The organism is uncultured Ruegeria sp., from assembly GCF_947504215.1.
In the GTDB taxonomy this organism is placed as follows: Bacteria; Pseudomonadota; Alphaproteobacteria; order Rhodobacterales; family Rhodobacteraceae; genus Ruegeria.
The window spans coordinates 110,914-131,957 of record NZ_CANNGO010000009.1; the positions used below are offsets into that span (position 1 = coordinate 110,914).

At 54.9% G+C, this 21,044-nt stretch carries 20 protein-coding genes; 11 read left to right on the top strand and 9 right to left on the bottom strand.

What is annotated here, in order from left to right; genetic code table 11:
• The first annotated feature begins 74 nt into the window (after window positions 1-74).
• Genes Q1B21_RS16060 through Q1B21_RS16070 form a run of 3 tightly spaced genes read left to right on the top strand, consistent with a single transcriptional unit; the run spans window position 75 to window position 3,045 of the window.
• Window positions 75-1,109, top strand: coding sequence for a TRAP transporter substrate-binding protein (locus tag Q1B21_RS16060; RefSeq protein WP_299890880.1), 1,035 nt, complete (start codon window positions 75-77; stop codon window positions 1,107-1,109).
• Between the two features lie 54 nt (window positions 1,110-1,163).
• On the top strand, window positions 1,164-1,661 hold the full coding sequence (locus Q1B21_RS16065; protein ID WP_299890882.1) for a TRAP transporter small permease: 498 nt from the start codon (window positions 1,164-1,166) through the stop codon (window positions 1,659-1,661).
• Entirely contained in the window at window positions 1,654-3,045 is a 1,392-nt protein-coding gene (locus Q1B21_RS16070; protein WP_299890884.1) for a TRAP transporter large permease, read from the top strand. Before Q1B21_RS16065 ends, Q1B21_RS16070 begins: the two co-directional genes overlap by 8 nt.
• Window positions 3,046-3,061: 16 nt before the next feature.
• Here Q1B21_RS16070 and Q1B21_RS16075 read toward each other — a convergent pair whose 3' ends face one another.
• From Q1B21_RS16075 to gstA, 3 genes are read right to left on the bottom strand one after another with little or no spacing between them, the layout of a single operon-like run.
• Window positions 3,062-3,283, bottom strand: a complete 222-nt coding sequence (locus Q1B21_RS16075; RefSeq protein ID WP_299890886.1) for a 4-oxalocrotonate tautomerase family protein — start codon at window positions 3,281-3,283, stop codon at window positions 3,062-3,064.
• A gap of 4 nt (window positions 3,284-3,287) precedes the next feature.
• On the bottom strand, window positions 3,288-3,668 hold the full coding sequence (locus tag Q1B21_RS16080; RefSeq protein ID WP_298936282.1) for a nuclear transport factor 2 family protein: 381 nt from the start codon (window positions 3,666-3,668) through the stop codon (window positions 3,288-3,290).
• Window positions 3,665-4,276 carry a glutathione transferase GstA gene (gene gstA, locus Q1B21_RS16085; RefSeq protein ID WP_299890888.1) on the bottom strand — a complete coding sequence of 204 codons (612 nt, stop codon included), beginning with the start codon at window positions 4,274-4,276 and terminating at the stop codon, window positions 3,665-3,667. The genes Q1B21_RS16080 and gstA overlap by 4 nt, the downstream gene beginning before the upstream one ends.
• A gap of 109 nt (window positions 4,277-4,385) precedes the next feature.
• On the opposite strand from gstA, the gene Q1B21_RS16090 reads away from it, so the two are divergent.
• The 5 genes from Q1B21_RS16090 to Q1B21_RS16110 all read left to right on the top strand — a co-directional run bounded on the left by Q1B21_RS16090 (window position 4,386) and on the right by Q1B21_RS16110 (window position 11,326).
• On the top strand, window positions 4,386-5,276 hold the full coding sequence (locus tag Q1B21_RS16090) for a LysR family transcriptional regulator (RefSeq protein WP_299890890.1): 891 nt from the start codon (window positions 4,386-4,388) through the stop codon (window positions 5,274-5,276).
• Between the two features lie 232 nt (window positions 5,277-5,508).
• Window positions 5,509-6,792 carry an adenylate/guanylate cyclase domain-containing protein gene (locus tag Q1B21_RS16095; RefSeq protein ID WP_299890892.1) on the top strand — a complete coding sequence of 428 codons (1,284 nt, stop codon included), beginning with the start codon at window positions 5,509-5,511 and terminating at the stop codon, window positions 6,790-6,792.
• 361 nt (window positions 6,793-7,153) lie between these two features.
• On the top strand, window positions 7,154-9,721 hold the full coding sequence (locus Q1B21_RS16100; protein ID WP_299890895.1) for an autotransporter outer membrane beta-barrel domain-containing protein: 2,568 nt from the start codon (window positions 7,154-7,156) through the stop codon (window positions 9,719-9,721).
• Window positions 9,722-10,219: an invasion associated locus B family protein gene (locus Q1B21_RS16105; protein ID WP_298936288.1), complete on the top strand. Its 498-nt coding sequence runs from the start codon at window positions 9,722-9,724 to the stop codon at window positions 10,217-10,219. It begins immediately after the preceding gene.
• Window positions 10,220-10,234: 15 nt separating this feature from the next.
• Window positions 10,235-11,326, top strand: coding sequence for a TIGR03032 family protein (locus Q1B21_RS16110; protein WP_299890897.1), 1,092 nt, complete (start codon window positions 10,235-10,237; stop codon window positions 11,324-11,326).
• 73 nt (window positions 11,327-11,399) lie between these two features.
• Here the strand turns inward: Q1B21_RS16110 and Q1B21_RS16115 are convergent, their stop codons facing one another.
• The 5 genes from Q1B21_RS16115 to Q1B21_RS16135 form a co-directional block, all read right to left on the bottom strand.
• Window positions 11,400-13,385, bottom strand: coding sequence for a DEAD/DEAH box helicase (locus tag Q1B21_RS16115; RefSeq protein ID WP_299890899.1), 1,986 nt, complete (start codon window positions 13,383-13,385; stop codon window positions 11,400-11,402).
• A gap of 293 nt (window positions 13,386-13,678) precedes the next feature.
• Window positions 13,679-14,314 (bottom strand): class I SAM-dependent methyltransferase, encoded by a 636-nt coding sequence (locus tag Q1B21_RS16120; protein WP_299081512.1) that lies wholly within the window; start codon window positions 14,312-14,314, stop codon window positions 13,679-13,681.
• A gap of 15 nt (window positions 14,315-14,329) precedes the next feature.
• Complete coding sequence (pssA, locus tag Q1B21_RS16125; RefSeq protein ID WP_299890902.1) at window positions 14,330-15,067, bottom strand: CDP-diacylglycerol--serine O-phosphatidyltransferase; 738 nt, start codon at window positions 15,065-15,067, stop codon at window positions 14,330-14,332.
• 3 nt (window positions 15,068-15,070) lie between these two features.
• Window positions 15,071-15,763, bottom strand: coding sequence for a phosphatidylserine decarboxylase (locus Q1B21_RS16130; RefSeq protein WP_299890904.1), 693 nt, complete (start codon window positions 15,761-15,763; stop codon window positions 15,071-15,073).
• Between the two features lie 265 nt (window positions 15,764-16,028).
• Window positions 16,029-16,973, bottom strand: coding sequence for a c-type cytochrome (locus tag Q1B21_RS16135; protein ID WP_299890906.1), 945 nt, complete (start codon window positions 16,971-16,973; stop codon window positions 16,029-16,031).
• Window positions 16,974-17,069: 96 nt separating this feature from the next.
• Here Q1B21_RS16135 and Q1B21_RS16140 point away from each other — a divergent pair, with 96 nt between their 5' ends.
• Genes Q1B21_RS16140 through Q1B21_RS16150 form a run of 3 tightly spaced genes read left to right on the top strand, consistent with a single transcriptional unit; the run spans window position 17,070 to window position 19,461 of the window.
• A complete protein-coding gene (locus tag Q1B21_RS16140) occupies window positions 17,070-17,594 on the top strand; it encodes an RNA polymerase sigma factor (RefSeq protein WP_299890908.1) in 525 nt (174 codons plus the stop codon).
• Window positions 17,591-18,334 (top strand): hypothetical protein, encoded by a 744-nt coding sequence (locus Q1B21_RS16145; protein WP_299890910.1) that lies wholly within the window; start codon window positions 17,591-17,593, stop codon window positions 18,332-18,334. The genes Q1B21_RS16140 and Q1B21_RS16145 overlap by 4 nt, the downstream gene beginning before the upstream one ends.
• Before the next feature lie 47 nt (window positions 18,335-18,381).
• Complete coding sequence (locus tag Q1B21_RS16150) at window positions 18,382-19,461, top strand: helix-turn-helix domain-containing protein (protein WP_299890912.1); 1,080 nt, start codon at window positions 18,382-18,384, stop codon at window positions 19,459-19,461.
• A gap of 72 nt (window positions 19,462-19,533) precedes the next feature.
• On the opposite strand, the gene Q1B21_RS16155 is transcribed toward Q1B21_RS16150, so the two are convergent.
• Window positions 19,534-20,838 carry a UDP-glucose/GDP-mannose dehydrogenase family protein gene (locus tag Q1B21_RS16155; RefSeq protein ID WP_298936299.1) on the bottom strand — a complete coding sequence of 435 codons (1,305 nt, stop codon included), beginning with the start codon at window positions 20,836-20,838 and terminating at the stop codon, window positions 19,534-19,536.
• Window positions 20,839-21,044: the final 206 nt, after the last annotated feature.

Genomic DNA, 21,044 nt, shown 5'->3' on the forward strand with positions numbered 1-21,044 from the left:
TCAGGCCGCTCTCACTGTCCAAAAACGCTGAAACCCAAACAGTTTCGGTGCGATACATCGGAGGAGGAAAATCTATGTCTATCAGGAAATCCCTGCTGGGTTCGCTGGCCGCCATGGCCCTTTCGGCAACGGCCGGTCTGGCTCAGGACGTGACGCTCACAATGCATCATTTTCTGCCACCCGTTGCAGCCGCTCATAAAGGCATGTTGCAGCCATGGGCGGACAAGGTCACTGCAGATAGTGATGGTCGCATTGCGATCGAAATCTTCCCCGCCATGTCAATGGGAGGGAAGCCGCCCGAGCTATACAGCCAGGTTCGCGATGGCTCGGCAGATATTGTCTGGACGGTATTGGGCTACACACCCGGGGTATTCCCGCGCAGCGAAGTGTTCGAACTGCCGTTGGTTCATGCGGGTTCTGCCACCGACACAACCATCGCTATGAACGCCTCTATGGATCTGCTGGCCGAGGACTTCGATGATGTCCATGTCATCTTCCTGCATAGCCATGATGGCAACGTGATCCACTCTGCGACAGATCCAATTCGCAGCTTTGAAGATGCGAAAGGCATGAAGCTCAGGACGCCCAGCCGTACCGGTGCCTGGATCATCGAAGGAATGGGGGCCGAGCCTGTTGGTATGCCGGTCCCGGCCTTGCCCGAGGCCATGTCAAAAGGGGTTGTTGATGGCGCTTTGATCCCGCTCGAGATTGTTCCGCCACTGAAGCTGCAGGAACTGGATAAATCCGTCACCGAATTGCCTAATGGTGATCGCTTTGGAACGGCCGTCTTCATGGTGGCTATGAACCAGGATGCGTATGACGCATTGCCCGACGACCTGAAGGCCGTGATTGATGCCAATTCGGGTGCGAATGTCGCCGCGAATGTTGGTGCGATGTGGGAAGGCTTTGAAGCGGGCGGTGAAAAGGCGCTTGAGGCGGCTGGCGTCGAGCGTATCGTCCTGTCTGAAGAAGAAACGGCCAAGTTCAACGCCGCGAATGAGAAAATTGTTCAACGTTGGATTGATGAGGTCAATGACAAAGGTATTGATGGGGTTGCCCTTGTTGAAAGCGCCAGGGCGGCTATTGCGGCAGCCAACGCTGGCAACTGATCGGCTTTAGGAGAGGGGTACCTTTGCCCCTCTCAACTTCTTAGGGAAACAACGATGAGCATGGTTCTCAGGCGCCTCGCTGATGGTTTTGCATTGCTTGGCGGTCTCATTCTTCTGGCAATCGTTGCGGTTACCACGACGAATACCTTTGCCTTTATCCTCGACCGTGTGGCCGGGATATTCGGGGCGGATGTGGCCGGTTTGCCCGGCTACGAGGATTTCGTTCAACTTGCAATCAGCTGTGCTGCGTTGATGTTTTTTCCTTATTGTCAGGCCAATCGTGGCCATGTGTCGGTCGAGCTGCTGATGGATCGCATGCCGCGTGCATTGCAGCGGGCAATTGATTTTCTTTGGTTGGCTGTGACAGTCGCAGTCGCGCTGTTTCTGGCCTATTGGATGGTCTTTGGCATGTTAGAGGTGCGCTTGGATCAGGTTGTCACCAGCGTCCTTGGCTGGCCAACCTGGCCCTTCTACATCCCTGGCCTATTGTCCATGATCCTCTGGGCCTTGATTGCCGCCTCTCAGGCGTTTGGGGATGTGGCTGATGCTTGATCCTATGACCATTGGCGTGATCGGTCTGGCTGTATTGTTTGTTTTGCTGTTGCTGCGTATGCCCGTTGGCATCGCTATGATCGTGGTCGGGATAGGTGGCACATGGGTGCTGAGCCACTCTGTCAACTATATCCGGTTCGTTCCCTATCTGAAGCAGTTCAAAAGTCTTCTTTGGGAGAATGTAGCCAACTACGATCTGTCCGTTGTGCCTTTGTTTGTCCTGATGGGATACGTCGCCGCCGAGGCGAGGTTGTCCACTGACCTGTTCAAGGGGTTAGAGGCCCTGATGTCCCGGTTGCGGGGCGGTGTCGCAATGGCGGCGGTCGCAGCCTGCGGTGGGTTTGGGGCCGTTTGCGGATCGTCTCTGGCAACTGCGGCCACCATGGGACGGGTTTCCCTGCCAGAGCTCAAGAAGCTTGGATATGCACCCAGTCTGGCATCAGGGTCTTTGGCCGCCGGCGGAACGTTGGGGATTTTGATCCCACCATCCGTTGCTCTGGTGATCTACGCGATCATCGTCGAAGGATCGATCCTGAGGATGTTTCAGGCGGCAATCGTGCCGGGACTTCTGGCTGTCTTGGGCTTTATTGCTGTGATTGCGATTCAGGTGCGGCTTAACCCGTCCTTGGCACCGGAGCCCACTCAGATGGATCCGGATGAAAAGAGACAGGCCGTCCGCAGGCTATGGCCCGTCATCCTGATTTTCGGTGCCATCATATTGGGGCTGGGGTTTGGCTTGTTTACACCAACGCCAGCAGCCAGCATCGGCGTGTTTGCGATCACGGCATATGGCTTCTTGCTGCGCGCGCTGACTGGTGAAGGATTGACGGTCTCAGGCGTTCTGAAGGCCATCCGGGCGACTGCGATCACCAGCGGGATGATTTACCTGATTCTGTTCGGTGCCGAAGTCTTGAAGGGTTTTTTCGCGCGCACCCAGCTGCCCCAGGCCCTGTCCGAGTGGGCGGCGACAAGCGGCATGGATCCAATGTTGATCCTCGTAATCATGCTTTGCATTTTTGTTGTGTTGGGCTGCTTTATGGAAAGTCTGGCGATGATCCTTGTCGTTGTTCCGTTCTTTTGGCCCACACTGATTGCGTTGAATGGAGGTGACTATGTCACTGCAGAAACAGCGGCTTTTGGCATGGACCCGGACAGTCTGAAAATCTGGTTCGGGATTTTAGCCCTCATCGTCGTGGAACTGGGGCTTATTACGCCTCCGGTCGGGCTGAATGTGTTCATAATCTCTTCGCTTGCGCGCGATACGCCGATGGGAACAGTTTTCAGAGGCGTCATTCCGTTTTTGGGTGCAGAAGCCGTACGCGTAGGGCTGATACTGATGATACCAGCCCTGACGCTTGCGGTTCCAAAGCTGATCGGCGGCTGACGGAACCTTAACGGCCTTAGGTTTGCGCGGCGCGAATGTGGCTTACCTGACGGCCCTCCATGCCCCAGTTGTCCAATGGCACCTCATCAATCACCACAAACGTGGTGGCCGGGTTCTTGTTCAGAACCTTTTGCAAAAGGTCGGTGACCCCTGTGATAAGCTGCTGCTTTTCCTCGGATGTTGGACCAGTTCCATCCGGCCCGCCTTCTTTGGTTACTTTGATGTTCACATAAGGCATGACGTCAGTCCTTTCGTTCGACGAATGAGAAGACTTTGGTCAGGATGCGCCATCCCTCATCCGTGTTGATCACTGTCAGCAGATCCTGATAGTTGCGGCCGATCATCGTCATGCGCGCCTCGACGATGCCAATCCGATCTCCTTTAAGCGCAATGCGTTCGATTACATCGTCACGTGGGTCGCCACGTGACGATGGCGGTGTGCGTGCGTCAATGCGTGCCATATAGTCGTCCAACCCCATGACCTCGTAGGTGCCAGAGGTCCCGTTCACATAGGAAAGATCCGCGTGAAACACCGTGCGAAGAGTTTGGCTGTCCGAGTGATAAAGGCCCCCAAAGTACCGTCTCATCAGGTCTTCTATCTCGGTTTGATCCGGCCGCGTCATTGCGCAAGCCCTTCGGCGACAAAGGCAGATTTGGTGGATGGGCGGTTTGCAATCCGCGCCGTGTAAGCCGCGAGTTTGGGCCAGGTCGCAAGGTCAATCGCCTTGAAGTTGGCCCAGTTGACCAAAACGAAAACATACGCATCGGCGACCGAAAATTGATTACCAACCAGAAAATCCCGATCATCCGCAAGAACAGTTTCAAGATAGTCGAGTTTTGTCGCCACTTTTGTCTGCGCCGCCTGTTTTTCTGCATCAGAGGAGCCGTCGGCAAACAGCGGGCCCCACGCCTTGTGTAACTCGGCCGCGGCGAAATTCAGGAATTGCTGCAGCCGGGCACGTTCGACGCTGCCGGGTGCTGGAGAGTAGGCCCGCTCAGGATTGCTATCTGCAAGGAACTGCAGGATTGCGACGCCTTCGCTCAGATGCTCTCCGCCGTCAGTTTCCAGAGACGGGACATAGCCGTTTGCATTGATGTCCCGGTAGTTTTGTCCTCTTTCGGTCTGACCAGCGACCGTGTCTACAGCCTCGATCTCAAAATCTGCACCGATTTCATACAGCATGATGTGGCTGGCGAGCGAGCACGCGCCCGGTTTGTAGTAGAGTTTCATATCAGTATCCTTTTTCTTGTTGCGCGCCTTTCGTAACAACGAGGTCGAGCATTTGATAATATCGAGTTTTCATGATTATGATCTTGAAAACAGATCATATGAGTCACCAATGACCCTTGACCAACTCAACGCCTTGGACGCAATTGTCGCCACTGGAACGTTTCGCGCTGCCGCAGAACGTCTGAACAAGGCGCAGTCTGCGGTCAGCCATCAAATTCGAAAACTGGAAGCTGAGCTGGGTTTTGATCTGTTTTCCAGGGATGCGTATCGCCCCAGCCTGACATCTGAAGGCGAAGTGTTTTTTCGCGAAACAGCGCGGGTGCTGGAACAGGTGCGCGGATTAAGATCGGTGGCCGCAGGACTGCAAAGCGCGCAAGAGCCCAGGATCTCTATCGCTATAACCGCCACTATGTCTTTAGACCCTATACTGGATGTACTTGGCGACACCGGGCGAACCTATCCCGGAACCCATATTCAGGTTGCAACCGAAATGATGGGTGGACCTCTGGCGCGACTGATGGCGGGTGAGGCAGATCTGATCGTGGCTGGTCTGGACGGTGTACCGATAGATGAGGTCGAAGCCCTGCCGGTTGGAACGGTGACAATCCGGCCGGTTGCAAGCCCTGACTTTCCGGCGTCGCAACGCCCGGGAGTGAAATCAAGACGTGAGATGCAATCTTACACCCAGGTCATCGTGTCCGGCACAGGCGGTCGGGAGTTTGACCAAAGCCGGGATCTGCTGAGAGGTGGGCAGCGCTGGACTGTCTCTGATTTTGAAGCAAAGAAGTCTGTCATCAAGGCTGGTCTGGGGTGGGGCGGTGTCCCTGAGCATATGATGGCGACAGAGCTTTCGAATGGCACGCTGGTACCGCTGAACGTTGAGGGTTTTCCAACGCGACACACGGAAATTTTTGCAATCAGGCGACGTGACCAGCCTGTGGGCAAAGTTATGTCGCAGATTTGGGCGTCTCTTGATGCGCAATCGTCAAGTAAACATTGAACGCCATGAGTAATGGATATGGATGGTCAGGCGCAGTTGGCCGCAGCTGCGCTGCTTGAATGAATGGATTGATTTCGATGGAGACGTCGGATCATTTCGAAAGCCAGCCAGACTGGCAGAGGTTGGAGCGCCGAGAAACGGGGCGAACTTAAACAGGCCAAATTCTTCGATCAATTCGTTTTGTCGTATACAAACCTTGGGACAGGGGTTCTTGGGAACGGGGCGCGCCAATATGATTGTCGACTATATCCGCATTGGTCATGCGGCGGATGACAGCCTGAGTACCAGGCGTTTGAAATCCATGTCGGTGGTCATCCTGACTGTCATTATGTGCATGGCCTCCGCCTTTTTCCTCGAACCAGAACGGTCAATTATATACCGCGCGCTTGATGTGACCGTTGTCGTCACCATTTTGATCGGCCTGTATTTGTTGCATCGCACGCGAGACGTCGAGACAGTATTCTATTTCTTTGCTCCGGCCTTTCTGACTGTTCAACTGATTTTCATGCTGCTCAATGGAAACCGGGAAGGCGATGTGTTGCCATTTCTCGTAACGCCAGCTGCCGCAGTGGTTGTGCTTGGGCCAAAGCGGTCACGCCCGTGGTTTGGCCTATGTTTCCTTGTCATGCTGCTTCTGCCGATCTTCGATGGGGCCCTGCCAGAGATCGACCTGCCCATAAATCAAACATCGGCTAATCCTAGTGGATCATTGTTTCAATCACCCCTTAAACAGCCGATGGAGACAGGCGAAGGTCTGGCGATGACACTTGGTGTTTTCTTTGTCTATTTCCTAATTTTTTCTGGCTATCGACAGCTTGAAGCGGCACGCGAGCTCATTCTTGTGCAAAAGGCGCAGATCGAACACGAGTATCAGCGTTCAGAACGGCTGTTGGAGAATATCTTGCCCGCGCCCATTGCTGAGCGGTTGAAGCAGGAGCCTGACAAGATAATCGCCGACGATCTTTTGCAGGTTACGATCCTGTTTGCGGACATCGTGGATTTTACACCGAGGGCGACACTTATGCGCGCGCCCGAGCTGGTGTCTTTTTTGAATCGTGTTTTTACACATTTTGATGATCTCGCGGACAGGCACCAGTTGGAAAAGATCAAAACCATTGGCGATGCTTATATGATCGCAGGCGGTATGCCTGAACCCCGTCCGGACCACGCATCGGCTGTTGCTGATATGGCTTTGGAAATGCTGGCCGTTACAAAACAAATCAGTGACGAGATGGGAGAGACACTGGCCGTGCGGATCGGGATTCACACCGGTCCGGCCGTCGCCGGCGTGATCGGGACGCGCAAGTTCTTCTATGACGTGTGGGGCGACACCGTTAACACGGCTTCAAGACTGGAATCCTATGGATCGCCTGGCCGAATTCAGGTGAGCAAAGAGACCTACGAGATCTTGTCCGGCCACTATACGTTCGAAGAACGCGGGATCATTGATATCAAGGGTAAAGGTGAAGTTCAGGCATACTACTTGACTGGCGCTACTACGCGGGCGCCGCAATAGCTCCGTCGCTAAAATGCCTGCAGGTGGGCGGTTATGCGTAGATGAGATCGGCATGTGTCTGGGCCTTTCAAATTGCGTCTGAATTTGCGTCATGCTCCAGGACGCATGACGTGCTAGGTCACTGCGATCAGCACATAGAAACACTTGTGATAATATTTAGCTTATTGTTCGTAAATACGGCACAATAACCCGTGACGCGCTAACCCGGCGCACAGGTGAGATGACTTTCTGTTGGCAGCGTCACCGCGTTAATTCTTGTAATTTCCATTAATAACTCGATGCGACAGCCGGATGTTTCTTGGAAAACCGGCAAGGAGTCGCTACGCTTGGTGGCAGTAAACTGTTAGAGAATTGTTAACTCGTGCCAAAAACCTGTACACAAACCGTTTCGCTGAGCAAAGCTCAACTTTTCCTTACCTCGTCGATGGCGCTTGCTTTTGTAAGCGGATACGGGCGGGTAGCCTATGGTGGCAGCTGCACACCGTCTGGCGGGGGAACGTACCAATGCTCGGGTCCCGCATCAGCGGGCGACACGACGATTACGCTTAATTCTGGGGCTTCACCGCTGACGGCTACGACACAGCCTGGGTTTGGGCAGACGGTTTCGACTGGTCTCGCATTCAATCTGCGTTCGACCGATAGTATTTCTTTCACCGATAACAACAGTTCAACGATTTCTGGTTCGACTATCGGAATCTACTCACGAAACACCGGAACCGGAGCGACAGCGATTACTGTCACTGGTGTAGTCACCGGAGTTGCGAACACGGCAATCTATTCGCTAAACGGTGCGACCTCGACCGACCTGACGATATCGACGGTCGATGTGAACGGGGGAGTTACCGGGATCAGTGGGCGCAATACTGGGACTGGTGCTTTGTCAATAACATCGACAGGCACTGTTTCCGGAACTTCGCAGGATGGGATAAACGCGCGAAATTCAGGAACCGATCTGACGATCACAGCAGCTGCGGTCAGCGGCGGCAGAACGGCGATCTTTGCCGAAAATACTGGGTCGGGATCGATTTCGATCACAACTTCCGGCGCTGTGAACGGCGGCACGGGCGCGGGTATTGCCACCCAAGGTAACGCGGGCGCGGCGGTCCAGATCAATTTGAATTCAGGTAGCACTGTTGGTGCGACTTCAGGCACGGCGATCACAAACGACGATTCCAACGCAACTGTCTCGGTAAATTCCGGCTCTGCAGTCAACGGCGCGATCAGTCTGGGCGATGGCAGCGATCTTCTGGACTTTTCCGGAGGTGATTTCAGCGGTGTCACCCTGTTCGACGGCGGGGACGACAACTCGGGCGGCGATGGCTTTGTCGATACCCTGCGGTTCGGCAGCAGCGGTTCTTTGAACGGCGCGAACGTGACCAATTTTGAAAGGTTCGAAGTTGTAAACAACGCGGTTGTGACGCTGACCGATAACACCCTGACAGCAGGTGACGGCGGTGCCGGAACCGGTATTTTCACGCAATCGGGTGGCGTCCTGCGGCTGAACTCAGGCGCAACAACTCTGAATGGCAATGTCAGCAATGGCGGAACGATTTCGGCACAGAACGGGTCGGTCGGGGACATGATCACGGTCAGTGGCGATTTTGTCGGAAATGGCGGAACGGTCATGCTGGATGTTCAGCTTGGCGGTGATGGATCAGCCACTGACATCCTCCAAATTTCCGGGGATAGCTCTGGTTCGACGTTCGTTTCGGTCAATAATATCGGCGGGGCGGGTGCGCAGACCATCAATGGTATTGAGATCATTCAAGTCAGCGGTGTTTCAGGCGGAAGTTTTACCCTGAACGGCACCGCCCAGACGGCCAGCGGCGAACAGATCGTCGTCGCCGGCCCGTTTGGCTATCGTTTGGTTGAGACCAGTAGTGGCAACTTTGCGCTATCCAGCCTGGATGCATCAGGAAACCCGATCCTTGTCGGGGCCGGTGCTGCGGCCTTCGAAACGTTGCCATCTGTCCTGCTGTCGATGAACCGGCTGCGCGGCTATCAGGCTCGCATTGCGTCGCGTTTACCGGCAGGGCCTTCTGACGGCGGTACGGTTACCAGATTGACGGCCCCCTATGGCACAAGTGGCGACGTGTTGGCCTATCCTAATAGCCCGGTGTGGATCGAACTGAGCGGCAAGCGCAGCGACATAACGCCGGTCCAGTCCGAAGCTGGTATCACCAGTGTCCAGACCAACACCTACACCATCTCGGTCGGGGTCGACACAATTCTGACTGAACTGTCTAACGGCACATTGTACGGCGGCGTGGGCCTGATTTACGGCGATGCATCAAGCACCGTCAGAACGGATCAGGGCGCCAGTGATATCGACACTGATTCACTCGGGTTGAACCTAAGCGCCACCTGGCTGGATGCCCGCGGCTTCTATCTGGATACGCAGCTTCAATACAACAACAACTCTAGCGATATCACAGACCCGACAACCGGTTTGGCACAAGATGACATCGACTCGGATCAATTTGCAGTGTCATTGGAGGTTGGTCGCCCGATCGAAGTTAACCCCGGACTGGTTCTGGTTCCTCAGGCGCAGCTTTCATACACCACGTTGGACGTGGATGACTTCACCGACAGTTCTGGCAATCAGGCCGCGTTTGAAGATGCCGAAAGCGTTCTGGCGCGGGTGGGATTGTCTGCCAACAAGTGGTTTACGAATAGTCACGGTTCCGGCAGCTACTTTGGTCTGATCAACCTGTATCACGAATTTGATCCAGACACGCGGGTCTCGGTTGGCGGGATGAATTTTGACGAGGAAATCGATGACACCGCCATTGAATTGGGATTTGGCGCGCGTATGATCCTGAACGATAGGTACGAGCTTTCCGGTTCGCTAAACTACCTTACGGGTCTTGAGGACCTTGGGGAAAGTTATGAACTGGAGGCGGTATTGGGTCTGCAGGTCCGGTTTTGAATGATCACAAAAGTTAAGTCGCTGGCACTGGGCGCAGTCGCCCTTGGCGTCACACTGAATGCCGCCTTCGCACAAACGAAAGAAACGACATCGACCCAGTTTCAAAGCTGGACGGTGAACTGTGCCCAAGAGGCAGGGCAAAAGCAGTGCGCGATGAGCCAAAGCCTCAATTTGCAAAACCAATCCGGTCTTTTGTTGCGGATGGAGCTGCAGCGTGGCGAAGAGGATGGCGCATCTGGCATTATTATCGTTCCATTTGGTCTTGATATTGCCAAAGGTGTTTCACTGTCGATCGATGGAGGGCCGCGCTGGAATCTTCCGATGAGGACGTGCCAGAACTTCGGCTGTGTTATCCCTGTGACAATGGGGCCGGCGATTGTCCAGGAGATGAAAGAAAGCAGTACAATTCAAATCTCACTTTACACGCTAGATGGCGGAAAGACCCTTGAGGTTCCGGTTTCTCTCGCAGGGTTTACGGCTGCATTCGATGCGCTTTGAGCCTATGACGGGACCATGACCCAAGACATTCTACAATCGGAAAGCCCGACCCAAAGCCCAACTGACACGCAGGTCGCTTATTCTGTCTCACCGGGCTTGCTTGGGTTTCTGGACAAACATGACCTTTCAATCTGCTTAAGCTCCTACCAATCCGGTCGATTTTATCTGATTGGGCGAAACCCCAATGGTGGGATTATGATCAATGAGCAGGTTTTTGAGAAAGCCATGGGAATTGACGTCAAGAATGGCTCGATCACGCTGGCGACCTTGTTTCAGATTCACCGGTTCGAAAACGTTTTGCGCGACGATCAAAGGATCGACACCCTTTTTGATGCTTGTTTTGTACCCCGTCAGAGTTTCACGACGGGTGAGCTTGATGCCCATGATGTGGCGGTCACAGATGCCGGTCAGATACTGTTTGTGAACACGCGGTTCAATTGTGTTGCGACCGTTTCTGACAAACACAGTTTCGAGGTGGTTTGGAAACCTTCGTTTATCTCAAAAATAGCAGACGAAGATCGATGTCATTTGAACGGGATGGCGCTTGAAAACGGCGTGCTGGCCTATGTCACTGCTGTCAGTAAATCGGACACGATTGACGGTTGGCGAGACCGCCGCAGCCATGGTGGAGTTGTGATCGACGCCAGAACGGACGAGATTGTTTGTGATGGCCTGTCGATGCCGCATTCCCCTAGGGTGCATAACGACAGGCTTTATGTGCTGGATTCTGGTTCAGGACGTCTTGGGGAAGTTGTTCGGGATACGGGGTCAGACAAAGGCAGATTTGAAAAGATCGCGTTCTGCCCTGGTTTCGTGCGTGGATTGGCTTTCCATAACAACTTCGCAATCGTGGGCCTGTCAAAGCCGCGCTACGAACGGTTCGAAGGCCTTCCGCTGGATAAAAAGCTTCGCGAGGCGGATAGCGAACCTTGGTGCGGTGTTCAAATCATTGATTTGCAAAAGAAAGAAGTCGTCGCATGGTTTCGCATCGATGGCGCAGTACAAGAACTTTACGATGTAGCGACCTTGCCAAACGTGGGTTGTGGCATGTCACTCAGCTTTGTGACAGACCACATCAGATCCTTGGTGACCTACGAAGAAGACTGAAGTCGCAAAGAGTGCGCGCAGCTCCACCTAAGTGATCCAATCAAATAGGCGGGGCTAATACATGGCTCAACCCCTAGCGGCGTTTTGGAACAGCGTTCCCACCCTTGGCGTTTTTTGCTGCAGCTGCGCGGGCGCGATTTTTCTTGCTGCTGGCTTTGCCTTTTGGGGGCGGAGGGCCTTTGGCGTCACTGCTGCGGGGTTTGGAATGGCTGTCCTTGACTGCTTCTTTTGTGGCGCTCTTAGGTTTGCTTTTGGCGCTTACCGCTGATGGTTTCCGACCCTTCAAAGGTGTCGGTGCGACCGTGTCTGTTTCTTTCGCCTTAGGCTTTTGCGCGAGCGGCTTCTTAGGCTTGCGATCCTCGGGTTTGGGTTTGCGACGCCGCGGTTCGGGTGCATCGTTCCAGTCAATCGGAGGCGTACTACCCTTGCGATGGCGCGGTTTTCCAGACGGCGCACGATCAGGTTTTGATCGGCTAAATGCCGGCAGGTCTGGTGCCTTATTCAGCTGCGCGATGCTCTTGGTCCCTTCGATCTTCATGTCAGGACCAATCGCCGTTAGAAAACGGTCGACAATAGAGGCTTTGATTTCGACATAAGACAAATCATCGACAATGCGGATCGCACCGATATCGTCTTTGGTAATGTTCCCTGCTTTGCACACCATCGGCAACAAATGGCGAGGGGAGGCGTTCTGGTTACGCCCTTCTGACAGCGAAAACCAAACACTGGGACCAAATTCCGCCCGCGGTTTGGGTTTTTCTAACTGAACCGCACCAAGTTCTTCCGGAGCCGAGTGGCGTTTTTTGTATTGCCGCAAATAGGCTGCCGCAATCTGTTCCGGAGTGAACTTTTCAACCAACTGGTCGATTGTCGAACGTTCACTCTCGGCAATATCCGTCTGCCAATCCTCTGTTTCAAGCATACGGACTTGGTCACGCTCGTTCACGTCATCAGCGGAAGGTGCAGATCCCCAATCGGCGCTTAGCTTGGCAAATTTAAGGATTCGCTCTGCCTTCTTGCGGGAGGACGGCACAACAACCAATGCACTTACGCCTTTACGCCCTGCGCGCCCTGTCCGACCAGAGCGGTGCAAAAGGGTCTCGTGGCTGTTGGGCAATTCTGCGTGAACCACCAGATCAAGGTTGGGCAGGTCAATGCCGCGAGCGGCCACGTCGGTCGCCACACAAACCCGTGCGCGTCCGTCGCGCATCGCCTGCAAGGCATTGGATCGTTCGCTCTGGGTCAACTCACCAGACAGGGCCACAACCGAAAAGCCGCGGTTCGAAAGGCGGGCTGTCAGGCGCGATACCATCGCACGCGTGTTACAAAACACAATGGCATTTGGCGCTTCGTAGTAACGCAGCACATTGATGATGGCGTTTTCACCGTCACGTGCGGCCACCTGCATCGCGCGATATTCGATATCGGCATGCTGGGTCTGTTCGCTTACGGTCGATATGCGTTCTGCATCGCGCTGATAGCTTTTGGCGAGCTTGGCAATTGCGGCGGGAACCGTTGCAGAAAACAGCAGGGTCTGCCGGTCTTTTGGCGTTTCATCCAGGATGAATTCCAGATCTTCGCGAAAGCCCAGATCCAGCATTTCATCTGCTTCGTCCAAAACAACAGCGCGCACTTGGGTCAGATCGATCGATCCGCGCATGATATGGTCGCGCAACCGCCCCGGCGTAGCAACGACGATATGCGAACCACGAGCCAACGCGCGCCGTTCATCACGCATGTCCATGCCACCAACGCAAGATGCCAGAAAGGCCCCTGCATCCGCATACAGCCAGCCAAGTTCACGCTTCACCTGCAAGGCCAGTTCCCGCGTTGGTGCGATGACCAGTGCAAGGGGTGCGTCCGCCGCGCCGAATGTGTCACCATCGCCCAGCAAAGTAGGGGCAATTGCCAGTCCAAAACCAATCGTCTTACCCGATCCGGTTTGGGCGGACACCAAAAGGTCTCGGCCTTCCAGCTCTGGTTGAGTGACTGCTTGTTGAACAGGGGTCAAAGCATCATAGCCCTTGCGGGCAAGTGCGTCGGCGATGGTTTTTTTCACGACGGAGGTTCTTTGTATAAGACAGGTGGTGGGCCGTGCAGCATGGCAAAAGGCGCATCATCCAAGGTTAAAGACAGTCCTCTAACGGTTGGCACAGGGTTTGTATAGGCAAGGTTTTCTGAGTGCTGGCGAGCCTGGCTGGTTTCACTAAACCGAAATCTCCCGTCTTGCCTTCGCTACGACGAACAGGTTCCATCATTGTGAAATCGCAAATCCACCGCCGCGAAGCCTAACGCATTGCGTTCCAACAGTTTCTCAGCACGAGGTTTTGGCGCTGTGCGAGCCAGACCAGATCATTCAGCGTGGTGAGTTGCCTTTTTTTGCAGAACAAGAAACGTCATCATCTTCATGGGCGGCAGCGAATCTTTCTTGACGACTTCAAGGCTGGGCTCTTTCAGGACCGTATTGATCTTGAAATCAGAATGCCAGCCCAGCACGTTGGCAAAAGGGGCTGAGAGCTTTTCCACAACCGACAAAACCCCGGTTTCGCGAGCAAAATGGTTGGTAATGATGATCTTTCCACCCGGTTTGCACACCCGTGCCATCTCGGCGACCACACGCTCTGGTTCCGGAACGACCGAGACAATGTGCATAGCAGTGACAGCGTCGAAACTATTGTCGGGAAAAGACAGATCGCGGGCGTCCATCTGCAGAAGGGCTTCAACCTGAGTCAAACCGAGATCTTGCACCTTCTTCTTCGCTTTTGCTAACATTTCGGCGCTGAAATCAACTCCGGTGATCTGAAGATCGGAACGATAGTGCCGTAGGGCCAACCCGGTTCCGACCCCGACTTCTAAGACCTTCGTACCCGTTTGCGCGTTGATGTAATCGACCGCTGCCCGTCGCCCTGCTTTCGTCGCGGCGCCAAACGTTTTGTCATAAACCGGCGCCCACCGGGCATATGAGGATTTAACGGCATGAATATCCAAAGGACTGTCCTCTTTTTAGTTGGATTTGCGTGCAGTTCTGAATGCCAGCGCCAGGCTCACGATGTAGATGATCGACATGAGTGTGAGCGTCGCCCAAAGATAGATAAGCAATGCAGACAACAAAAGAACGAACCCCAACATCAAAAATTTGGCATATCCGGGTGAGACCGAGACGTTTTTGAATGAAAATGTTGGAACCCGGCTGATCATCAAATACCCAATCACCAACAGATAGATGGTCACGAACAGAGGCGACGCCGAAGGCATGTCCGAGAACAAGAAAGACACATACATCGGCAGCATTGCAAGCAATGCGCCGGCGGGGGAGGGTACGCCTTCAAAAAAGTTGCTCTCGGTTTCTCCTGCATCCGATTTGCTGGTCACGTTGAAGCGGGCAAGCCGCAAGACGCAGCAAATCGTATAGCCCAGAACTGCAAGCCAACCCGCGCTAAAGTCCTGTAAGGCCCAGAAATATAGTATTAATCCCGGTGCCACTCCGAAATTGAGGAAGTCAGCCAAGGAATCCAGCTCAGCGCCAAATGGGCTTTGACAGTTCATCAAACGAGCCAGCCTTCCGTCCAGTCCATCGAGCACCATAGCCAAAAGCACTAACCTGACGGCCGTCTCGAAATCACCCTGAAACCCAAACCGAATGGCGGTCAACCCAGCGCAGATTGCAGTGATCGTCAGCAGGTTGGGCAGTAGATGAACGACCGGCATATCACGCTTATTATCTGGCGCAGGGTCTGACATCTATCAGTCAGTCCGGGCCATTCGGGCGGGTTCGTTTGAAGCCAGGTCAGCCAGCACAGTTTCGCCTGCGATCATGGTTTGCCCTAAGCTGACCATGGGATGCACGCCATCTGGCAGGTAGACATCCAATCGGGATCCAAAGCGGATCAACCCGAACCGCTCTCCAGTGGCGATTTTGTCCCCTTTCGCAACGAAACAAACAATGCGCCGGGCTACGAGACCCGCAATCTGCACCACCGCGATCTGGCGGCCGTCATCCATTTCTATACACAAGCTATTTCGTTCGTTGTCTGCGCTGGCTTTATCAAGCGACGCGTTGAAGAACTTGCCAGGGCGATACGCGATTTGAGTGATTTCTCCGGCAATCGGAGCGCGGTTCACGTGGCAGTTGAAAACGCTCATGAACACGCTGATGCGGGTGAGTTCGTCCTCGGGCATTCCAAGCTCTGGTGGCGGCACTGCCTTTTCAATCAGCGATACAACACCGTCTGCGGGGCTAACGATAAGCCCTTCTGGTGTCGGTGTCGCCCGCTTTGGGTCTCGGAAAAAATAGTAACACCAAATCGTTGCTCCGACACCGATCCACCCCAAAATCGACGAGATCAGAAAGAGCAGGACAGTGACGACGCCAAAGATCGCGACAAACTTGCGCCCTTCAGGGTGCATCGGCTTTAAAAAAGTGTCACGCATCCTCATTTGTGTCGCCCTTCAATAGTAACTGGACGCTTCCTAACCCGGTTCGGGCTTGGTCTACAACTTGGTATATTCAGCGTGGTGATATTGTGCCTAAGTAGCAGACTTGTCGTATTGAGATTGCGGTTGTTGAGGAGGTGGTCGCGGACGAGACCACTGTTGGGCACCTGACATGGCGCATTACGAGGGGTCTTCCCGCGGGTTATTACGGATTCTTAGGGTTTTTCGTGGGATTGGAGGCGCAGAAAGTGGCGTCAGAACAAACGTCTCATTCGGTCGATTCTTCGTTAAGATAAGCGATCAGATTCTCGATATCCTCATCCTTCTTCAGCCCCGGAAACTGCATTTTATTGTCAGGAACTGTTCCCTTGGGGTCGGTCAGGAACCGGGTCAAGGTTTCAGCGGTCCAAGTGACCCCTGACTCGCGCAGTGCGGATGAGAATTTGAACCCGTCCACCGTTCCAGCTGTCATACCGAGGATTCCATGCAGCGAGGGGCCAACCCCGTGGCGGCCCTCTTTCAACTGATGGCACGCTCGACATTTGCGAAAAACTTTTTTGCCGGCCGTTGCATCTCCATCAATGGCTGCGGCGGCGATGGTCGTTGGGGTATCGGCGGCCGCTCCGGCCTTTTTGTCATCCATGGTGAAGATCAACCGCGCGGTGACTGGTACGGTACGGGTGATGCCCGGCAGATCGGCCAGTTCCATCAGCTTGTCTACACCCGCATTTAGCCCCGCATCTTCGGTGCTCAGGAACACCATGTCATTGGTCGATACCAACACCGAGGTTTCGGACAATCTGGCAACGAACATTTCGGCGTCGAATTCGACATCCGTGCCAACAAGCGACAGGACGGCTTCGGCATCAACAATTGTCGTTCCACCAACGGCCAGGTCAGCAACGTCCTGCATGTCAAACTCGGCTGACAAGATCGCGGTCCCGGCTTTGCGGAAGACATACTCGATCATCCTCTCGTTTCGGATGTCGATATTGGTTTCCACCGACGACAGGTCAATTTCGATTTCAACCTTGCCGTCCGGGCCGACATGTCCGCTGAGATTGGTAAAGCTGTTCACCTCGCCCACAACGTCTTTCTTGATTGAGCCGTATGCCAGGTGCGAGCCCTCGGGATCCAGCGTCCAGCTTGTGGCCAGGGCCGGGCTTGCAACAATTGCCGACGCGATTGTGACTGCTTTCATCAGAAGTTTCATTTTGTTCCTCCACGGTATATGTCAGTCCTGACCCCGCGGGCCCGGTCCGTTTAAGGCAAACACACACAGGTCGCGTTTTATTCGATGAGTGTCGAAATGAGTTCCGAACAAGCCGTACGCGGCGCCGTGCAGACACATTCGAAACGTGTGTGGCGGTTTGCGCTGGCGCTGTCGGGTGCGCCGGACGTTGCGGATGATCTGGTGCAAGCGACCTGCCTGCGCGCGCTGGAGCGACATCATCAAGTGACGTCGCATGAGCGGTTGGATTCCTGGCTGATGACAATTTGCCGTTCGATCTGGCTAAACGAAGTACGATCGCGGTCCGTTCGTCGCGCTCAGGCACTGTCGGTCACGCCCGAGGCGGATTTGGTTGCAATCGGGCCGGATTCAGAAACGAATATTTTCGCGTCTGAAGTGTTTACCCAAGTGATGCACCTGCCAGAGGCGCAGCGGGAAACGGTCATGCTTGTTTTTGTCGAAGGGTATAGCTACCGCGAAGCCGCTGCGTTGCTGGAGGTTCCCATCGGTACGATCATGAGCCGGCTATCGAATGCCCGGCGGAAATTGAAAGCCGTAATGCAGCATGATGCGGCTGACGTCGCACAACGGAGTGGCAAATGAAGTTTTCCGACGAGACGCTGATGGCGTATCTGGAAGGCAGCCTGGATGAAACCCAGTGCCGTGCCATTGAGGCTGCGGTCGAAGTCGATGCCGAGCTTGAGCGCCGCATGATGGCGCTGGATCCATTTGCACTGGTCGTCCAGGGCGTCTTCGAAGGGTTGCCCGCACAGGCGCCACAGGTCGATCTACCCGAAGCTATAGTGCCCGTTCCGTCCAACTCTGGCAGTCCGTTGCGATTGCTTGCCGTTGCCGCTTCCGTGGCTATAGTTGCGGTTTCAGCGACATTCTGGGCAACGCGCCCTGCCGAATTGGGTTGGGCGCAGCAAGCGGCGCTCTATCAATCTTTGTACGTGCCCGAGACGATTTCATCGTTGGACAGCTCACCCGAATCTCTGGATGACCAATTCGCTATGGCTGAGGAACAGCTGGGTCGCTCGCTGAACCGCGACGCATTAGAGGCGCTGCCGGGTCTGGATCTGAAACGGGCGCAGATACTGTCGTTCAAAGGTAAACCACTGATTCAGGTTGTGTTTGCTGACGAACAAGGTCGCCCCTTTGCGTTCTGCGTTATCCGGCAAGGTCCTGCTGCGCCAAACAAAGAGGTTAAGCAAGCCGTTCTGAGTGGATTGGCCACAGCGATATGGGCGCAGGACGGATATGGTTACATGCTTTTGGGCAGTGACGCGCAAACCGATCTTGGCGGTGAACTGGATGTTCTGACACAGACGTTTTCAGGTTAGCATAAAACCCCTTGTGCCCGTCTGAGAATGCCCAAAGAATACCCTACATGAAGTCAAAAAAGGTCATGCCTGATCCGGATGACGAGGCTGCAGATCTGGGGCCTCGCAGTATTTACGACACTGACACGCCTGAAGATGACGAACTTTGGTTTCTACCGCCCGAGGATGAAGAGTCCCAGGATGCTTTTCTGCCACCCGGGCCTCGCGTCGATCAGCGGTTGTTGTTCGACCCGCGGGACTGGCGTGCAGCACAGTCGGAACTGTCATCCGAACTTGCTGAACTGGCGGTGACATTCGGTGCTTTGGATGAGCGTTTGCGGTCCGGACCAGAAGGTTGGACCCACCGTCTGGCGTTGATGGATGTGTCCGATCTGGGCTGGTGGACCGGGGATCGGATCAGCGTGGATCGTCTGGCTTTGTGGACGGGACTAAGGATCGGCGCGACCAGCGATGATGTGCAGGCCCTGTTCCGGGCTGGATGGGCCGTGCGCCGCCTCACTTCTGGCGCAGCACCGTCGACTGGCGGATGGGAGACTGGCCTGACCGCGTTTCTGGACCGAATGGCGCAAGGCATGGAAGATGTCCCCGAAGCAGTTGCGGACCTGGCCGAAGTGATGCGCAATGCGGAGGGGCTGCATCCCGTGACCCAAGCTGCAATTGCCTTTCACGCTTGGCGTGCTTTGTCGCAAGGCGTCGGGCAGGACACCGAAGCTGCCATTGTCGCCGCCCGTCACGCGGCGTCGATGGGACGAGGCGGTGCGCTGTTCATGCCGCTTGCGTTGTCAGGGCCGGGCGCTTTGCGCGGGGTCGGCGAGCCGCTGGAAAAACTCTCGGCGTGGATACGTGGGACAGGGCAGGCGGCGTTGGCGGCTTTGTTGCATCTGGATCGGATCAGCGCATGGGACGCGCGGGCGCGTGAAGCGACGGCCGACCTGAGCGGACGCACACCGCCGCTGTTGATCGAAGCTTTGACAGCGTGGCCCATGGTCTCGGCCCCATTGGCCGAGGAACTGACACAATCGTCACGGGCGGCGGCACAACGCAACATTGACCGTTTCGCGCGGCGCGGTTTGGTCCGCGAAGTGACGGGGCAGGGGCGATACCGGGTTTGGACCGCCGCGTTATAGCCTTACTGCAATTGCAAATATCCACCGAGTTTGGCTGGCTTAACAGCCCGAGCCAGACGCGTTTATCGGGCGCTAGCGCCCGACACCAACATAAGTTTCAAAGCCGGATTTCAGAACTGTGCTTTCGGAATAGATATTTCGCAGATCGACCATCCGGGCTGTATTCATAGTTCCGGCCAACTCAGTCAGATTGAGCGCACGGAATTCGTTCCACTCGGTCAGCAACACAACGACGTCCGCATCTTTGGCGGCCGCATATGGGTCATCAGACCATTCCACGCCCGGCAGCAGTGCTTCGCCTTCGGATTTGCCTTGCGGGTCGACAACGCGGACTTTGGCCCCACTTCCGATTAGCGCCGGAACGATGGTCAGTGAGGGTGCGTCACGCATATCGTCAGTGTTGGGTTTGAAGGTGACGCCGAGTATGGCCACGGTCTTGCCATTGAACCGGTCATCGCAGGCCTCGCGAATTTTCTCGGTCATCCGTTTCTTGACCTCGTCATTCACGCGAATGACAGTTTCGGTAATCTGCATCGGATGCGCGTGTTCCTGACCGATCCGAGCCAGTGCAGCAGTATCCTTTGGAAAGCACGAGCCACCGTAACCGGGGCCCGCATGCAGGAATTTGTTGCCGATCCGACCGTCCAGCCCAATTCCGCGCGCCACTTCCTTGACGTCCCCGCCGACGCGTTCGCACAGCCCGGCTATCTCGTTGATAAAGGTGATCTTGGTCGCCAGGAATGCGTTAGCGGCGTATTTGATCATCTCAGCGCTTTCCAGATCCGTGGTTAGGATCGGAAAGTCACGTAGATAAAGTGGGCGGTAAATCTCGGCCATGACCTCGGCAGCGCGGTCACTTTCCACACCTACCACAACGCGGTCAGGGCGCATGAAATCGTCGATGGCGGCACCTTCGCGCAGGAATTCAGGGTTCGAAGCGACGTCGAAATCGGCATCCGGATTGGCGGCCGCGACAACCTGATGAACTTGGCGGTTGGTGCCTACGGGTACGGTCGATTTCGTGACAATCACAGTGTAGCCGGTCACAGCGCGCGCGATTTCTTCCGCTGCGGCCATGACATAGGTCAGGTCTGCATGCCCGTCACCACGGCGAGTTGGCGTACCAACAGCTATAAATACCGCATCCGCACCATCAACGGCTGCCTCCAAATCGGTCGTAAAGCTAAGGCGTCCAGCCGCGACATTCTTGGCCATCAGCACATCAAGACCAGGCTCGTAAATCGGCACGTCTCCGGCCTTGAGCATTTCAATCTTGTTTTCTGCCTTGTCGACGCAGATCACATCGTGACCGAAATCCGAGAAACACACACCTGACACCAAACCCACATAGCCAGTGCCAATCATTGCAATACGCATTCATCAAAATCCTTCTTACCAATTACCGCCTGCGGCGCGCATACATTCAAAGAAACTGCCGAGGGTTTCAATGCCTGACCTTCGCGTTAGCCTGCATTCAACAGATTCTTGCTGTTTTTGAGACAAGAAACAGGCGGATTTGGTTTGCGAGGTAAAGTTATGATCTAAACGGCACTGACTACCGGCATTACAAGTCAGGATCAGGT

What these genes read in the sequence shown, in the direction of transcription:
- Q1B21_RS16060 (WP_299890880.1), top strand. Translation starts at nt 75, where the DNA reads ATGTCTATCAGGAAATCCCTGCTGGGTTCGCTGGCCGCCATGGCCCTT.
- Q1B21_RS16065 (WP_299890882.1), top strand. Translation starts at nt 1,164, where the DNA reads ATGAGCATGGTTCTCAGGCGCCTCGCTGATGGTTTTGCATTGCTTGGC.
- Q1B21_RS16070 (WP_299890884.1), top strand. Translation starts at nt 1,654, where the DNA reads ATGCTTGATCCTATGACCATTGGCGTGATCGGTCTGGCTGTATTGTTT.
- Q1B21_RS16075 (WP_299890886.1), bottom strand. Translation starts at nt 3,283, where the DNA reads ATGCCTTATGTGAACATCAAAGTAACCAAAGAAGGCGGGCCGGATGGA.
- Q1B21_RS16080 (WP_298936282.1), bottom strand. Translation starts at nt 3,668, where the DNA reads ATGACGCGGCCGGATCAAACCGAGATAGAAGACCTGATGAGACGGTAC.
- gstA (WP_299890888.1), bottom strand. Translation starts at nt 4,276, where the DNA reads ATGAAACTCTACTACAAACCGGGCGCGTGCTCGCTCGCCAGCCACATC.
- Q1B21_RS16090 (WP_299890890.1), top strand. Translation starts at nt 4,386, where the DNA reads ATGACCCTTGACCAACTCAACGCCTTGGACGCAATTGTCGCCACTGGA.
- Q1B21_RS16095 (WP_299890892.1), top strand. Translation starts at nt 5,509, where the DNA reads ATGATTGTCGACTATATCCGCATTGGTCATGCGGCGGATGACAGCCTG.
- Q1B21_RS16105 (WP_298936288.1), top strand. Translation starts at nt 9,722, where the DNA reads ATGATCACAAAAGTTAAGTCGCTGGCACTGGGCGCAGTCGCCCTTGGC.
- Q1B21_RS16110 (WP_299890897.1), top strand. Translation starts at nt 10,235, where the DNA reads ATGACCCAAGACATTCTACAATCGGAAAGCCCGACCCAAAGCCCAACT.
- pssA (WP_299890902.1), bottom strand. Translation starts at nt 15,067, where the DNA reads ATGTCAGACCCTGCGCCAGATAATAAGCGTGATATGCCGGTCGTTCAT.
- Q1B21_RS16130 (WP_299890904.1), bottom strand. Translation starts at nt 15,763, where the DNA reads ATGAGGATGCGTGACACTTTTTTAAAGCCGATGCACCCTGAAGGGCGC.
- Q1B21_RS16135 (WP_299890906.1), bottom strand. Translation starts at nt 16,973, where the DNA reads ATGAAACTTCTGATGAAAGCAGTCACAATCGCGTCGGCAATTGTTGCA.
- Q1B21_RS16140 (WP_299890908.1), top strand. Translation starts at nt 17,070, where the DNA reads ATGAGTTCCGAACAAGCCGTACGCGGCGCCGTGCAGACACATTCGAAA.
- Q1B21_RS16145 (WP_299890910.1), top strand. Translation starts at nt 17,591, where the DNA reads ATGAAGTTTTCCGACGAGACGCTGATGGCGTATCTGGAAGGCAGCCTG.
- Q1B21_RS16150 (WP_299890912.1), top strand. Translation starts at nt 18,382, where the DNA reads ATGAAGTCAAAAAAGGTCATGCCTGATCCGGATGACGAGGCTGCAGAT.
- Q1B21_RS16155 (WP_298936299.1), bottom strand. Translation starts at nt 20,838, where the DNA reads ATGCGTATTGCAATGATTGGCACTGGCTATGTGGGTTTGGTGTCAGGT.